Raw genomic sequence first — 15198 nt, forward strand, 5'->3', positions numbered from 1 at the left:
TTTTAACGTGAAATTACAAAATTAATTTTATAACACGTTTTCAAAGAAAGAATAGAAATAGGACTTAATTTTTTATTGTTGCTTGGTAAAATACTTGTTGCAGCGAAGGTCTTATGTTGAGGTTGTAAATGTTTGTATGGGTTCTTGTTGGATACACACGGTTTGACAAGAAAATAAAAACCATGTCGTTTTCTGGGTCGGCCCAAATAAAGGTTCCAGTAAAACCGGAGTGCCCAAAACTTGATGGGCTCACTTCTGGAGCAGGATAGGCTTCTTTGAGGCTTAAGGTGTCATTGCCTATTAAAGGTTTGTCAAAACCTAGCCCTCTGCGGTTATCATTTTCAGGATATTGAATTCGGGTAAATTCCTCTACCGTAGCTGGTTTAAAAAACTGGTGCCCATCATAAACTCCTTTTTGAAGCAACATTTGCATGTATTTGGCCAAATCTAAAGCAGTGCCAAATAGACCGGCATTACCCGAAACACCACCCAATAGGGCGGCATTTTCATCATGAACCCAACCTTTGGTGAGATGTTTTCTAAAAATAGAATCATATTCGGTGGGAACGATGGCGTTTTTAAATGACTTTAATGAAGGGAGGTACCCCAATGTTTCACAGCCCAAGGGTTTGTAAAAATTATTTTGAAGATAGGTTCTATAATCTTCACCGGTTATATTTTCAATGAGTTTAGGATAGATTAAGGATGCTAATCCGGAATAATTATAGACCTTTTTATCACTGACTTTTGAACGTTTTATTATTCGGAACATTTTTCTTTGAAACCGATTCTTAACGTAAATGTCTTTATAAGCTTCAAGCGAAAATCTTTTGCTGGGATGGCTATGGATAAATCGATGTTTAGGCTTACCATTCTTTAAGACATCGCTTAAAAACACGATGTAAGGTTGTAATCCAGATTGATGCGCCAATAATTCGCGAAGGGTAATGTCTTTCTTGTCTTTTTTATGTTTCCACGATTTCCAATACGTTGAAAACGGAACGTCAAGGTTTAATTTTCCTTGTTCATACAGTTTCATTAAGGCCGGTAGAGGGCCAACTACTTTGGTAACAGAAGCTAAATCGTATATATCATCTAAAGCGACTTTTTGAATGCTATCATAAGTATGGTAACCATAGGCTTGATGAAAAATGATTTTTCCTTGTTTAGCCACTAAAAGTTGAGCACCAGGAAACGCATGTTGCTTTATGCCTGATTGCATAATAGAATCTACTTTTTTTTGAATGTATTCAGAATTTAAACCAACAGATTCTGGGGTGTCATATTGTAATTGAGCCTGGGCTAGTTGGGAGCACAAAAAGCAACAAACAATAAAAAACAAGAGATTCTTAAACATGCTATAAAATATTTTCTAAAGCTATGAAATAAGTTTCACAACATCTTTGGCAAAATACGATGCAATGATATCTGCTCCAGCTCGCTTGATGGCGGTTACTTGCTCCATCATCACGGCATCATGGTTTAGCCAACCTTTTTCAGCAGCAGCTTTTATCATGGCATATTCGCCAGAAACTTGGTAGACAGCAACAGGAACATCTACAGCATCCCGAATTTCTCTAACAATATCTAAGTAACATAAACCGGGTTTTACCATGACAATGTCGGCACCTTCTTCAATATCCATTTCAGTTTCCTTAATGGCCTCAATGCGATTGGCATAATCCATTTGGTAGGTTTTTTTGTCTTTTGGAATATCAACCATATCAACTGGTGCAGAATCCAACGCATCACGGAATGGCCCATAAAAAGCAGAGGCATATTTAGCCGAATAACTCATAATACCGGTGTTGATAAAGCCTTCTTGTTCCAATGCTTCACGAATAGACAAAATACGGCCGTCCATCATATCACTTGGTGCCACAAAATCGGCGCCTGCTTGGGCGTGAGACACACTCATATTCGCAAGAAATTCAGAAGTTTCATCATTTAAAACCATCCCGTTTTGTACAATGCCATCATGACCGTAGCATGAATAAGGATCTAAGGCAACATCGGTCATGACCAACATGTCTGGACAGACATTTTTAACGGTTTTAATAGCGCGTTGCATCAATCCGTTTGAATTTAAAGCCTCCTTGCCTTGATTATCTTTTAAATTATCAGGAACTTTTACAAACAGCAATACTGATTTTAACCCCAATTTCCAGAGCTCTTTAACTTCATTTTCAAGTAAATCCAAACTATATCGGAAGTAATTAGGCATAGAAGCAATTTCTTCCTTTACGCCTTTACCTTCAACAACAAACAAGGGCACTAAAAAATCATTTGGTGTAATGATGGTTTCCTTAACCAAAGACCGAATGGCTTCATTGGTTCTTAAACGTCTATTTCTTCTTAATGGATACATATTGTTAAGTTAAAAGGTAAAAGTACAAAGTTAAAAGTTTATAAAACCTTACTTAAATCATATTTAAACCCAATTTTTAGGTTGTTTTAGTATGTCGATTAATTGTTCTTCTTTACTTCCTTTTTCTGGATGATGGTCATAAACCCATTGCACATGCGGTGGTAAGCTCATTAAAATACTTTCAATACGGCCATTGGTTTTAAGTCCGAACAAGGTTCCTTTATCGTGCACTAAATTAAATTCGACATAACGACCACGACGAATTTCCTGCCATGTTCGTTGGGCTTCTGTATAAGGCAAATCTTTTCTTCGCTCTACTATAGGCACATAGGCTTCTAGAAAGCTGTTGCCAACTTCGGTTACAAAATTGTACCAATCCTGCATGGTCATGCTATCAGTTGCTTTGCAGTAGTCAAAAAACAAACCGCCAATGCCACGGGCCTCATTTCTGTGGGCATTCCAAAAATAATCATCGCATTTTTTCTTAAAATCAGAATAAAATCCAGGGTTATGCTTGTCGCAGGCTGTTTTACAGGTTTGATGAAAATGAGTAGCGTCTTCTTCAAACAAGTAGTAAGGCGTTAAATCTTGTCCACCGCCAAACCATTGGTCAATAATATTACCCTCCTTATCATACATTTCAAAATAGCGCCAATTGGCATGAACTGTTGGTACCATGGGATTTTTAGGGTGCAAGACCAAACTTAATCCGCAGGCAAAAAAATCAACATCGCCCACTTTAAAATAGGTTTGCATGGATTTAGGGAGTTTCCCGTGCACGCCTGAAATGTTCACGCCGCCTTTTTCAAAAACGGCACCGTTTTCTATAACTCGGGTTCTTCCGCCACCGCCTTCTGGCCGTTCCCAAAGGTCTTCTTTAAAACGAGCCTTCCCATCAATGGTTTCTAAAGTTGAGGTTATGCTATTTTGTAAATCGTGTATGTATTTATAAAATGTATCTTTCATACATATTTCATTATTTTTTTAATCGCAATAGGGCGAAGCCAATAATGGCTGAGATTAAAGAACCAACAAGGATGCCTATTTTGGCGGAATCAATATAAGTTGGGCTATTGGCAAATGCCAAACTAGCAATAAAAATGGCCATGGTAAAACCAATACCAGCCAAAAATGATACCCCAATAATTTGCTTATTGGTAATATCAGACGGTACTTCAATAAGTTTTATTTTTTTGGCAAATAAGATGATAGATGTAATACCTATACTTTTACCTAAAACCAAACAGATAATAATGTTAAGCACCAAAGCGGTTTCTAATTCTGCGCCACTATTGAGAACGACCCCCGCATTGGCCAAAGCAAACACTGGAATGATTAAATAAGCGACCCAATCGTGCAGATTGTGTTCTAAATGCTGAAGTGGCGATTGGAATTTATTGGTCCAGTCTTCTAAATCATCAATTTCTTGAATTTGCTCTTTTGAAAGAATTGGTGCATCGGTTCTTTTTGCCGCTTTAATATTATTTGCAATAGTTATTAAATTATCTATGAACTCTGGTGTTTTTATTTCTTGCCTGATTGGTACCGAAAAAGCTAATAAAACACCCGCAAGCGTTGGATGGATTCCTGATTTTAAAAACAAGGTCCAAATAACAAGCCCAAGAACAATCATCAAAAATTTGGAATAATATCCTTTATAGGACAAAAAGTATAAAAAAGCCAAAAGAAGTAACGCAATGCCCAACAACCCCATTTTTATGGTTCCGCTATAAAATAAAGCAATGACCAAAACAGCTCCCAAATCGTCAACAATGGCAAAGGCCGTTAAAAATATTTTTAGGCTTAATGGCACTTTATTCCCTAGAACTTTTAAAATGGCCAACGAAAAGGCTATGTCTGTAGCCATGGGAATGCCCCAACCTTTAAGTGTATCGGGGTTTTGATTAATGAGAATAAAAAACAATACGGGAACAATCATTCCGCCTAAAGCGCCCAGAAGCGGGAACGCTATTTTTTTTACGGAATTGAGTTCGCCAATTAGGAATTCCCGTTTAATTTCAAGCCCTATCAGGAAAAAGAAAATGGCCATTAGCCCATCATTGATCCATAGAATTAAAGGCTTGTTCAGTTCAAAGCTTTCACTAGTAAATCCAATTTTATATTCCCAAAGGGAATGATAACTTTCTGAAAGCGGAGAATTGGCCCAAACAAGTGCTAAAATAGTGGCAATCAATAATAGAATACCACTGGAACTTTCAATTTTAACGAATTTTTGAAATGGTGAAAGAATATTGTCGGGTACCATAATTGTTTATTGTTTTATTGGGCAAACAGCTCGTATAATTCCATGTCCAAAGGAGCTTCCCCGATTGGTGTAAATTCTTCTTTTAATGTTTTTTGCCAAACAAAATTGTTTTTTACAGCTACTTTTATGCTTGCCATATTGCTTTTATGTGAAATGATTTGAAGCTTCTCCAGTTTTAGTTCCTGAAAAGCAAATCTTGACGTTGCCTGAATGGCCTCGCTCATCCAGCCTTTACCTTCAAATGGTTTGCCTATGCAATAGGCGAGCTCCGCTTTTTTTTTATCCCAATCAATGGCTTTTAAAATAATCAAACCAGCTATGTTTTTCGAGTGTTTATCCTTAATTGTAAACGTATATTCCAATTTGGATTTCATATATCCATCACGCTTAAAAATATATGATTTGGTACTTTCCAAGGTTCTGTTTTCAGAAAGGGTTTTTGGAAGATAGCGCTTAAAATGTTCAGTGTTTGACACCAATAATTTATTAAGATTAAGGGCATCATCAAAATTTAAGGGTTCAACATAAAATGTGTCTGAGCTATAGTTCATTAGTATGTAATCTCATTTTGATTGTGAGCTATTGAAAGCAATTTTGTTTCAAATCTGAAATTTGAAAAACTGAAAATAAGAAAAATATTATAACAAACCTATTGCATTATTGAGCCACAGATTACTTGTATTCTTTCACGGCATCAATAAAGGCTTTTGCGTTTTCCAACGGAATGTTTGGCAAAATGCCGTGCCCAAGATTAACAATGTATTTGTCTTTTCCAAACTCATTGATCATTTGATGCACCATCTTTTTGATTTCTGAAGGTGGCGATAACAATCTTGCAGGGTCAAAATTTCCTTGAAGTGTCATGTTTCCGCCTGTTAAATAGCGGGCATTTTTAGGTGAGCAGGTCCAGTCAATACCAAGTGCAGAGGCATTGGATTTTGCCATTTCTCCCAAAGCAAACCAACACCCTTTTCCGAAGGCAATAACAGGAGCGTCATCTTTTAACGCTTCAATGATTTGGTTGATATATTGCCAAGAAAACTCTTGGTAATCAACAGGAGAAAGCATGCCACCCCAAGAATCGAATATTTGTACAGCATTAACCCCGGCTTCTACTTTGGCTTTTAAGTAAGCTATGGTTGTGTCGGTTATTTTTTGCAATAATTGGTGTGCTGCTACTGGATTTGTAAAACAAAATTCTTTGGCTTTATCATAGGTTTTGCTTCCCTGACCTTGAACAACGTAGCACAAAATAGTCCATGGTGAACCGGCAAAACCAATTAAAGGCACTTCATCGTTCAACAATTCTTTAGTGGCTTTAATGGCCTGCATGACATAACCTAGTTCTTCATGTACATTAGGAACAACAACAGCATCAACCCCTTTTTGGTCACGAACCGGATTTGGAAGGTATGGACCAAAGTTAGGTTTCATTTGCACCTCAATATTCATGGCTTGTGGAATGACCAAAATATCACTGAATAAAATAGCGGCGTCCATTCCAAACCGTCTAATAGGCTGTACTGTAATTTCACTGGCTAATTCAGGTGTTTGACAACGCGTAAAGAAATCATACTTTTCGCGTAGCGCTATAAATTCTGGTAAATAACGGCCAGCTTGACGCATCATCCAAACAGGTGGACGTTCAACAGTTTCTCCTTTTAAAGCTCTTAAAAATAAATCGTTTTTTATCATATCTTTTATTCCTACTAAGGCAGGATTCTATATTAAATTCATATGGCTGAGATGCTGAAACTTGTTCAGCATGACAACAAAACTATACATAATGTTCATTGACCAGTTCTATCACGCTTTCAACAGTTGGAACCTTAGAAATCCTAACATCTTCAAAATGTTTTCTGGCTTCTTCAGCAGTGGTTTCTCCAATACAAAAGGCTATTTTATTAGCTTTGTTTTGTTGAATATAGCTTTGAACCGTTGAAGGACTATAAAACATAACGCCCTGTGTTTGGTCGTCTACTTTCACAGAAGAATAAACAGTTTTGTAAGCTTCAACTTCATGAACCGTGATGTTGTTTTTTTCTAAAATGTTTGGCAAATCATCCAAGCGCAAATCACTGCAGAAATAGGTAACTTCAACACCTTCCATATACTCAACTAAGTAGTTGGCCAATTTTTTTGCGTTATTTTCTGAATGTGTAACAGGCCCAATTTTTTGCTCTATTAATTTTTTGGTTCTTCGGCCAACACAATAAATATTTTTAAACTGCAATTCTTCTGGCGAAAAATTTGTAGTTAATGACTCCACCGCATTTTTACTGGTGATGATGACGTTTTTAATAGCTGGTTTTAAAATCGTCTTAGGCAGTCTATTTATGCTTATTTTTATAAAATCTGAACTGTCGACCGTTATTTTGGTACCTAGCAAATGTCTTTGGTCTTCGGTTAACGCTTTGGTTGAATAGACCATAGTTTCTTTGTCAGATCGTTTCAGCTCATCCATCAGGCGCTTACCTCCTCTGTCAATGATGTATTGTGCACAATATTGGGCTATATTGTGATGTGAACCTAATTTTTCAATGCGGTTGACTTCGATTTTTTTAGACCCATCTTTGCTCAATAGCACACCTTTAAAGGTTACTTCGTCATTTTTTATTTTGGCAATGGCTCCTATAGGAGCCGTACAACCACCCTCTAATCGGTTTAAAAATTCACGCTCAATGCTGGTGCAAATTTCGGTTTCTTCATGGTTTAGTTCTGCACAGGCATTTACGGCATAATCATTTTCCTGCAAAGCAGTAATCATAACAGCACCTTGTGCCGGTGCTGGAACCATCCAATCTAAATTAATGGCTTCTTCTGGGCGGATGCCAATGCGGCCTAATCCAGCTGCAGCAAAAATGGCTGCATTCCAGTGGTCGTTATCTTTTAATTTTTGCATTCTTGAATGCATGTTGCCTCGCAAATCAACAATGGTGTGCGTTGGATATCTATTGAGCCATTGTGCTCTCCGACGCAAACTGCCTGTGGCAATAATGGCCTCCTTTTGGGATAAAAACTCTTCGTTGTTTTTAAAAACCAATGTATCATTAATGTTTCCGCGTTTTATAACGGCAGCCTGTATGATTCCTTTTGGCAAAATAGTGGGAACATCTTTAAGGGAATGAACAGCAATGTCAATATCATAGTTTAACATGGCAATATCCAGCGTTCGGGTAAAAATGCCGGTGATTCCCAATTCATATAAAGGCTTGTCAAGCACTAAGTCCCCTGTAGATTTTACCGGGATTAATTCTGTTTTGTAGCCTAAATTTTCAAGTTGTTGTTGTACGGTCTTAGCTTGCCATAGCGCTAATTCACTATCGCGGGTACCAATTCGTATGATTTTAGACATTTATTAAGGTTTCTAATTGGAACACTTTTTTTATGAGCTCAAGGCTTTCATCTGTAGAAATATTGTCGTCCTTGAGGTGATGTGCAAAGTGATTAGTTATTTTTTGAATAAGGTTATTGGTAATGAGCTCGGCTTGTTCTTCATTAAAATCAGCGTTCTTTTTGCGCAGTGTTTCCAGTTCGGCATTTTTAAAGTCAAGCAATTTGTTTTTTAAGGCTTTTATGGTTGGAGCAAATTTTCTGGTCTCTAGCCAATCATTGAACTCTTTTTTAACGTCTTCAATTATGGCTTCTGCATACGGAATGTGCTCTTTTCTTTTTTCGTGGGTCTCATCGGTGATTTTAGATAAATCATCTAAATGCACCAACATCACATTGGGTAAATCCTGCACATTTTCATGCACGTTTTTTGGTATGGATAAATCTAAAATCAGTAATGATCTACCAGATTGTATAAGATGCTTGTCCACAGTAGGCCTTTGGGCTCCTGTTGCTACAATTAATATATCCGAATTGCTGATTTCTTCTTGTAAATTGGTATAATCCTTTACAACTAAATTAAATTTTCCGGCAATATTTTCAGCGGTGTTTTTAGTTCTGTTAATGAGTGTTATGCGTTCATTTTTGGTGTGTTTCACCAAGTTTTCGCAAGTATTTCTTCCAATCTTACCAGTACCAAAAAGTAAGATGTTTTTATTAGAAACATCTTCAACAGAATTTAAAATATATTGTACAGAAGCAAATGACACCGAAGTGGCTCCTGAGGAGATTTCGGTTTCGGTCTTTATACGTTTACTGGCTTGAATAACAGCGTTAACAAGGCGCTCTATAAACGGATTTAATAAATCCATTTTTTTTGATACAATGGCACTCTTTTTTATTTGGCTAATAATTTCAAAATCACCAAGTATCTGACTGTCCAGACCAGAACCAACCCTAAACATATGGGTAATGGCTTCTTGGTTTTTATAAACATAGGCCACTTTTTGAAACTCTTCAACAGTACCTTTTGTATTGTCACACAGTAATTTTATAAGCTGAAAGGGATGTTGTGAAAATCCATAAATTTCAGTTCTGTTACAAGTAGATGTAACGACCAAGCTCTCAATGCCTGCCTCTTTGGCCTGATTGAGTAGCGCTATTTTGGAATTTTCATCTAAACTAAACCGTCCCCTTATAACTGCATCCGCTTTTTTGTAGCTTAAACCAATAACATAAAAGGAGTTACTTTTTGATATATTATATTGCTGCATGAGTAGATTTCAAAATTTCTTTAACAAATGTATAGAGCTAAATCGAAAAAAAACAACGCCAAAAGAACTTTTAGTATCGATTCTGGGTTTTTAAACAAAATTTTTAATATTATATGATATTTATCATATTTTTGGCTTAAAATTTAAGGTTTTTAAAATATTAGTTTAGAATGAATCTAAATAGAATTAATGATCCACATCCTGAAGACGACAAAAAAAATGTCGCTAAAAGGTATTTTGAGGAAACAATTGTTGATGATGGTTTTTTTGTACTGACCTATAAAAATGATGACAATAAGGTTCAAAATTTGCAACGCGATGTACAAAGTGATTATATACAGTTTCATTTTTGTTTGAAGGGGTTGTGTAAATTTATTTTTAATGAAGGCACTTACATTTTAAATATTTTAGAAGAAAATTCGCTACTCTTGTATAATCCCCAACGAAGCTTGCCCATCAACATAGATGTTAACCCAAACTCCTGGATTGTTTCTGTTTTAATTTCCATTAAAAAGTTTCATGCGTTGTTTTCCTTAGAAGCCGATTATATTTCGTTTTTGAATGCCGAGAACAAAGAAAAAAAATATTATAAGGATGGTGAAATCTCGCCTTCTATGGCCATTGTTTTAAACCAGTTAATAAATTACAACCTAAACCAATCCATAAAGCATTTATACTTTAAGGGCAAAGCCTATGAAATTTTGAGTTTGTATTTTAACAGAAATGAAGACGCCAATGTTGAGCAATGTCCGTTTTTGGTTGATGAAACCAATGTCATTAAAATACGAAAAGCCAAAGACATAATCATTTCAAAAATGGCCGAACCGCCCAGTTTACAAGAGTTGGCAGATGAAATAGGATTGAGCTTAAAAAAGCTAAAAGATGGGTTTAAGCAAATTTATGGCGATTCTGTTTTTAGTTTTTTATTCGATTATAAAATGGAGGTTGCCAGAAAACTGTTAGAATCGGGAGACAATAACGTTAATGAAGTGGGACTTAAAGTGGGATATAGTACATCAAGCCATTTTATTGCGGCTTTTAAAAAGAAATATGGAACGACTCCAAAAAAATATTTAATGTCGTTAAATTAAATCATGTAACAAATGAAATATTTATCTGCAGAAATTGAAGCATTCTCTGAGCGAACAAATGTAAAATCATTAGTGAGACCCACTATTTCCTGTGGTATTTTTCAAGATTATGAAGGCAATGAACCCCATTTAAGTATACAAGCTCAAAAGAACACAGAACAAACCAACATTTAAAAATTGCCATAAATAGTTGTTTTATTGTAATTAAAGTAAATTAAACCGCTTTTATAATTTTGTATTGTATTTTTGTGCAATGAAAAAAGGAATCCTGTTAGTAAATCTTGGTTCTCCAGACAGTCCAGAACCTAAAGATGTCAAGAAATATTTAGGTGAATTTTTAATGGATGAACGTGTTATAGACGTTCCGCTTTGGGCCAGAACATTATTGGTAAAAGGCATTATACTGAACACGCGCCCTAAAGCTTCAGCCGCTGCTTACAAAAAAATATGGTGGGATGAAGGGTCTCCGCTGATTGTAATTTCTGAAAGACTTCAAGCAAAAGTTCAAAAACAAGTTGATGTTCCCGTTGGTTTAGCCATGCGTTACGGAAGCATGTCCATAGAAAAAGGACTTCAAGAATTGGTTGACAAAGGCGTAGAGGAAGTCTTGTTAATTCCATTGTATCCGCAATTTGCCATGGCAACAACCGAAACAATAGTTGTATTAGCTGAAGATATTCAAAAAGAGAAATTCCCGAATTTGAAAATGGAATCATTACCAGCTTTTTATAATAATCCTGATTATATAGAAGTGCTTTCAAATTCCATAAAAAAGCATTTAGAAGGAAAAACATTTGATCACTTATTGTTTTCGTATCATGGCGTTCCAGAGCGCCACATTAGAAAAAGCGACATTACCAAATCGCATTGTAAAATAGATGGTAGTTGCTGTGTAACGCCTTCAAAAGCACATGAATTTTGTTACAGGCATCAGTGTTATGAAGTCACGCGTTTGGTAGCTGAAAAACTAGAACTTACAGATGGTAAGTTTTCAACCTCGTTTCAATCGCGCTTAGGATTTGACCCGTGGTTGCAACCCTATACAGACAGAACGATTGAACGATTGGGTAAACAAGGCATTAAAAACATGGCTATTGTGACCCCTGCATTTGTAAGTGATTGTTTGGAGACTTTAGAGGAAATAGCTATGGAAGGTCAAGAAATTTTTCATGAAATGGGAGGTAATGAATTTACCACGGTTCCTTGTTTGAATGATGATGATGCGTGGGCAAGCTTGATATCAGAATGGATAACTAACTGGGTGTAAAAAATAATTTAAATGGCAAAAGTATCTTCCCAAGATTTGGGGTCCCAACCAATCAATAAATTACTCATTAAACAAGCCGTTCCAGCCTCTATAGGGATATTGGTCATGTCACTTAATATTTTAGTGGATACTATCTTTGTTGGCAATTGGATTGGCTCAACAGCCATTGCCGCCATTAATGTGGTACTACCAGTTTCTTTTTTTATTGCGGCTTTAGGGATGTCAATTGGCATTGGAGGATCCTCAATTATCTCAAGGGCACTTGGCGCCAAAAACAACGAAAAAGCACTTACAACTTTTGGAAATCAAATAACATTAACGCTATTATTGACTGTATCTTTGGTCGTTCTAGGTTTGCTGTTTACTGATAGCATTATTTTGTCCTTTGGTGGTAAAGGAGCCATTTTTGAGCCCGCAAAAATATACTATAAGATTGTGCTGTATGGGGTCCCGTTTTTAGCATTATGTATGATGGGAAACACCGTGATTAGAGCAGAAGGCAAGCCTAAGTTTGCCATGTATGCCATGATGATTCCATCGGTCAGCAATCTACTTATGGATTATATTTTTATTAATCTGTTGGATTTTGGAATGGAAGGCGCAGCTTGGGCTACGTCTATTTCTTATATTATTTGCTTTGCCTTTATTTTGTGGTTTTTTCTATCAAAAAATTCAGAATTAAAAATTGATGTTTTCCATTTTGGCCTAAACCGTTCCATTGTATCTGAAATTGCTTCTTTGGGATTTGTAACCTTATCCAGACAGGCGGTGGTGAGTATTACCTATTTGTTTATGAACAATATTCTGTTTGATTTAGGCGGTGAGACCTCTGTGACCTCCTACGCCATTGTTGGTAGAATGCTCATGTTTGCCATGTTTCCGGTATTGGGTTTAACCCAAGGATTTTTACCCATTGCGGGATTTAATTATGGTGCCCAAAATTATGCTAGGGTCAGGGAAACCATTAACACATCCATAAAATATGCTATGGGTTTGGCCACCTTGGTATTTATTGTTTTAATGATTTTTCCAGAAGCCATCACCAGAATGTTTACTAGTGATGTGTCCGTTTTAAACCAAACACCAAATGATATGCGCTGGGTGTTTGCGGCAACGCCCATAATTGCCATTCAGCTAATAGGTGCTGCCTATTTTCAAGCTATTGGCAAAGCCATTCCAGCACTTTTACTAACCCTTTTAAGGCAAGGTCTGTTTTTTATTCCTTTGATATTGATTTTACCTAAGTTTTATGGAGAATTAGGCGTTTGGATGTCATTCCCAATTTCTGATTTACTTTCAACCTTAGTAACGGCTTATTTTTTAAACAGGGAAGTGAGAAAGGGATTAATTGAACAATTAATTTAAATAGTTTATAAATAGCAATGGAGTACTACAATTATATAAAATCATTTCATCTTATTTTTGTAATTACTTGGTTTGCCGGGTTGTTTTATATCCCGCGCTTGTTTGTCTATCAGATTGAATCGTTTTATAAGCCGTCTCCTGACAAGGAAATTTTAGGAAAACAACTCAAGTTAATGGCCAAACGCTTATGGTACATTATCACCTGGCCATCGGCCATTTTAGCTTCATTGTTTGCCATTTGGTTGCTCATATTACAGCCGTTTTGGTTGCAACAACCTTGGATGCACGTTAAACTGTTGTTTGTTGTGCTCCTTATTATTTATCATTTAAAAACCCATCAATATTATAAGATGCTGCAAAAGGATGAGGTTAAAATAACGTCCAATTTTATGCGCATTTGGAACGAAGGCGCCACCTTTATTTTGTTTGCCGTGGTGTTTTTGGTAATTTTAAAAAACGCCATCAACTGGGTTTATGGCATTATTGGACTTGTTTTATTAGGCGTTCTTATTATGCTGGGCTTTAAACTTTATAAACGGATTAGAACTAAAAATCCGGATGCTTGATACGGATTGGTTTGATTATTGCTATCTTTAAAACACGTAAAATAGTTTCATTATCATTTAAAGGGATATTGCTATTTTTCGTCTTTAACAGGTCATTTTAAAAGCGTTTAAAAGCATGAAACGAACCAAAACAATTACTCTGATACCAGCCGGAAATGTTCATTTGTGGGTTCCATCTGATCTTTTTAAAAACAAATAATTTGAACAGATGAAATTAAAAAAGTTGTCGTTACGGACCCGTATTTTTTTGGGAATGATCGTATTGGTGTTTTTGGCCTCCATTCTCATAGCAGGCGTAGCTATTTATCAATACAAAGGCGAAACGGAAGATTACCATAAGCAGCGGTTGGAGCGTAAGGAAATTGCTATTCAAAGACACATTAATTTTGTGCTGAGGGAGACATCATACCCGGTTACTACTGAGAAAATCCCTTTGATTTTTAAAGATGAAATTTATAAAATAGCCGATGTTCATTCCCTTCAGTTAAACATTTATGATCTGGAAGGGTCTCTTTTAAAGACATCGCGTGCAACATTAACCTTGGATACGTTGCAAATATGTTTGAGTGCAAAGGTTTTAAATGCCTTGTCCAGTAGAGCAAATCACCAATATATTGAAAAAAGCAAGGAAAGTGGGGAAACATTCCAATCATCTTATTCTTATATATTAGACCAAAAGTTTAAGCCCATTGCCATTCTAAACCTGCCGTTTTTGGAAAATGATCACTTTCTCACAAATGAATTAAACAAATTTTTGATTCGTTTGTCATATGCCTATTCGTTTATATTGCTAATGGCAGTGATTATTGCTTTTGTTTTGTCTAAATACATTACCAAATCCCTGAAGGCCATAAGTGATAAAATTATTGCCACACGCTTGGAAAAACGCAACCAAAAAATTGAGATTGAAGATGCCAGCGAAGAAATTTCCATTTTGGTCAACTCTTATAATAGTATGATTGATGAGCTTGAAGAAAGTGCCGTGAAATTGGCAAGATCAGAACGTGAACAAGCCTGGCGCGAAATGGCCAAACAAGTGGCGCATGAAATTAAAAACCCGTTGACGCCCATGCGATTGACGGTACAAAATTTTCAAAGAAAATTTGATCCAGAGGATAAAGACATCCATAAAAAAGTAGATGAATACAGTAAAACCTTGATCCAACAGATTGATACCATGAGTTCCATAGCTTCGGCCTTTTCTAGTTTTGCCAAAATGCCCGCACAACAAAGCGAAACCTTAAATGTGGTTAAAACCGTAAAACTGGCATTGGATATTTTTAATGAGAATTATATTGTTTTCAGTTCGGATGCCGATGAAATTATAGCTAAATTTGATAGAACCCAATTGATTAGGGTGGTCACCAATTTGGTGAAGAACAGTATTCAGGCCATTCCTGATACTAAAGATCCCAAAATCATTGTCAAGGTGCAATCGCAAAACAACAACGTTGTCATTAGTGTATCAGATAATGGAGCGGGCGTTCTTGAAGAAAATAAGCACAAGGTTTTTGAACCAAAATTCACCACAAAAACCAGCGGTATGGGTCTTGGTTTGGCCATGGTAAAAAACATTGTTGAGATGCATAACGGAACCATATCGTTTACCTCTCAGCCCAATAATGGCACCACATTTACGGTTACCATACCTAAAGAAAATTAATTTTA

The 15198-nt window shown here is 36.3% G+C and carries 14 protein-coding genes; 6 read left to right on the top strand and 8 right to left on the bottom strand.

The genetic code is table 11. The features are described from left to right. Window positions 1-64: 64 nt before the first annotated feature. The 8 genes from IEW94_RS13635 to hemA all read right to left on the bottom strand — a co-directional run bounded on the left by IEW94_RS13635 (window position 65) and on the right by hemA (window position 9241). Window positions 65-1357 carry a serine hydrolase domain-containing protein gene (locus tag IEW94_RS13635; protein ID WP_188654009.1) on the bottom strand — a complete coding sequence of 431 codons (1293 nt, stop codon included), beginning with the start codon at window positions 1355-1357 and terminating at the stop codon, window positions 65-67. Window positions 1358-1378: 21 nt separating this feature from the next. Then, the gene (gene hemB, locus IEW94_RS13640) at window positions 1379-2368 is read right to left on the bottom strand and encodes a porphobilinogen synthase (protein ID WP_188654011.1); all 990 of its coding nucleotides are present in this window, start codon (window positions 2366-2368) and stop codon (window positions 1379-1381) included. 63 nt (window positions 2369-2431) lie between these two features. Further along, window positions 2432-3334, bottom strand: a complete 903-nt coding sequence (gene hemF, locus IEW94_RS13645; protein WP_188654013.1) for an oxygen-dependent coproporphyrinogen oxidase — start codon at window positions 3332-3334, stop codon at window positions 2432-2434. 10 nt (window positions 3335-3344) lie between these two features. Then, on the bottom strand, window positions 3345-4634 hold the full coding sequence (gene nhaA / locus IEW94_RS13650) for a Na+/H+ antiporter NhaA (protein ID WP_188654015.1): 1290 nt from the start codon (window positions 4632-4634) through the stop codon (window positions 3345-3347). Between the two features lie 14 nt (window positions 4635-4648). Then, complete coding sequence (locus IEW94_RS13655) at window positions 4649-5185, bottom strand: GNAT family N-acetyltransferase (protein ID WP_188654017.1); 537 nt, start codon at window positions 5183-5185, stop codon at window positions 4649-4651. 121 nt (window positions 5186-5306) lie between these two features. After that, window positions 5307-6329: a uroporphyrinogen decarboxylase gene (gene hemE / locus IEW94_RS13660; RefSeq protein ID WP_188654019.1), complete on the bottom strand. Its 1023-nt coding sequence runs from the start codon at window positions 6327-6329 to the stop codon at window positions 5307-5309. 82 nt (window positions 6330-6411) lie between these two features. Next, on the bottom strand, window positions 6412-7989 hold the full coding sequence (gene hemC, locus IEW94_RS13665; protein ID WP_188654021.1) for a hydroxymethylbilane synthase: 1578 nt from the start codon (window positions 7987-7989) through the stop codon (window positions 6412-6414). Further along, window positions 7982-9241, bottom strand: a complete 1260-nt coding sequence (gene hemA / locus IEW94_RS13670; protein WP_188654023.1) for a glutamyl-tRNA reductase — start codon at window positions 9239-9241, stop codon at window positions 7982-7984. Before hemA ends, hemC begins: the two co-directional genes overlap by 8 nt. Window positions 9242-9411: 170 nt before the next feature. Between hemA and IEW94_RS13675 the strand changes: the two genes are divergently transcribed. The 6 genes from IEW94_RS13675 (at window position 9412) to IEW94_RS13700 (ending at window position 15193) form a co-directional block, all read left to right on the top strand. After that, the gene (locus IEW94_RS13675; RefSeq protein ID WP_188654025.1) at window positions 9412-10332 is read left to right on the top strand and encodes a helix-turn-helix transcriptional regulator; all 921 of its coding nucleotides are present in this window, start codon (window positions 9412-9414) and stop codon (window positions 10330-10332) included. A 12-nt stretch (window positions 10333-10344) separates the two neighbouring features. Further along, the gene (locus IEW94_RS13680; RefSeq protein WP_188654027.1) at window positions 10345-10506 is read left to right on the top strand and encodes a hypothetical protein; all 162 of its coding nucleotides are present in this window, start codon (window positions 10345-10347) and stop codon (window positions 10504-10506) included. Between the two features lie 79 nt (window positions 10507-10585). Beyond that, entirely contained in the window at window positions 10586-11599 is a 1014-nt protein-coding gene (gene hemH / locus IEW94_RS13685; RefSeq protein WP_188654029.1) for a ferrochelatase, read from the top strand. Window positions 11600-11611: 12 nt separating this feature from the next. Then, window positions 11612-12964, top strand: coding sequence for an MATE family efflux transporter (locus IEW94_RS13690; RefSeq protein ID WP_188654031.1), 1353 nt, complete (start codon window positions 11612-11614; stop codon window positions 12962-12964). A 17-nt stretch (window positions 12965-12981) separates the two neighbouring features. Then, a complete protein-coding gene (locus IEW94_RS13695) occupies window positions 12982-13530 on the top strand; it encodes a CopD family protein (protein ID WP_188654033.1) in 549 nt (182 codons plus the stop codon). A 208-nt stretch (window positions 13531-13738) separates the two neighbouring features. Further along, window positions 13739-15193, top strand: a complete 1455-nt coding sequence (locus tag IEW94_RS13700) for a sensor histidine kinase (protein ID WP_188654035.1) — start codon at window positions 13739-13741, stop codon at window positions 15191-15193. Window positions 15194-15198 lie beyond the last annotated feature (5 nt).

It is taken from the genome of Yeosuana aromativorans (assembly GCF_014646655.1).
Lineage (GTDB): Bacteria > Bacteroidota > Bacteroidia > Flavobacteriales > Flavobacteriaceae > Yeosuana > Yeosuana aromativorans.

Excerpts from the sequence above, each read along its gene's own strand:
- IEW94_RS13655 (WP_188654017.1), bottom strand. The coding sequence starts at position 5,185 with ATGAACTATAGCTCAGACACATTTTATGTTGAACCCTTAAATTTTGAT.
- hemB (WP_188654011.1), bottom strand. The coding sequence starts at position 2,368 with ATGTATCCATTAAGAAGAAATAGACGTTTAAGAACCAATGAAGCCATT.
- hemE (WP_188654019.1), bottom strand. The coding sequence starts at position 6,329 with ATGATAAAAAACGATTTATTTTTAAGAGCTTTAAAAGGAGAAACTGTT.
- IEW94_RS13680 (WP_188654027.1), top strand. The coding sequence starts at position 10,345 with ATGAAATATTTATCTGCAGAAATTGAAGCATTCTCTGAGCGAACAAAT.
- hemA (WP_188654023.1), bottom strand. The coding sequence starts at position 9,241 with ATGCAGCAATATAATATATCAAAAAGTAACTCCTTTTATGTTATTGGT.
- hemH (WP_188654029.1), top strand. The coding sequence starts at position 10,586 with ATGAAAAAAGGAATCCTGTTAGTAAATCTTGGTTCTCCAGACAGTCCA.
- IEW94_RS13700 (WP_188654035.1), top strand. The coding sequence starts at position 13,739 with ATGAAATTAAAAAAGTTGTCGTTACGGACCCGTATTTTTTTGGGAATG.
- nhaA (WP_188654015.1), bottom strand. The coding sequence starts at position 4,634 with ATGGTACCCGACAATATTCTTTCACCATTTCAAAAATTCGTTAAAATT.
- IEW94_RS13635 (WP_188654009.1), bottom strand. The coding sequence starts at position 1,357 with ATGTTTAAGAATCTCTTGTTTTTTATTGTTTGTTGCTTTTTGTGCTCC.
- hemF (WP_188654013.1), bottom strand. The coding sequence starts at position 3,334 with ATGAAAGATACATTTTATAAATACATACACGATTTACAAAATAGCATA.
- IEW94_RS13690 (WP_188654031.1), top strand. The coding sequence starts at position 11,612 with ATGGCAAAAGTATCTTCCCAAGATTTGGGGTCCCAACCAATCAATAAA.
- IEW94_RS13675 (WP_188654025.1), top strand. The coding sequence starts at position 9,412 with ATGAATCTAAATAGAATTAATGATCCACATCCTGAAGACGACAAAAAA.
- IEW94_RS13695 (WP_188654033.1), top strand. The coding sequence starts at position 12,982 with ATGGAGTACTACAATTATATAAAATCATTTCATCTTATTTTTGTAATT.
- hemC (WP_188654021.1), bottom strand. The coding sequence starts at position 7,989 with ATGTCTAAAATCATACGAATTGGTACCCGCGATAGTGAATTAGCGCTA.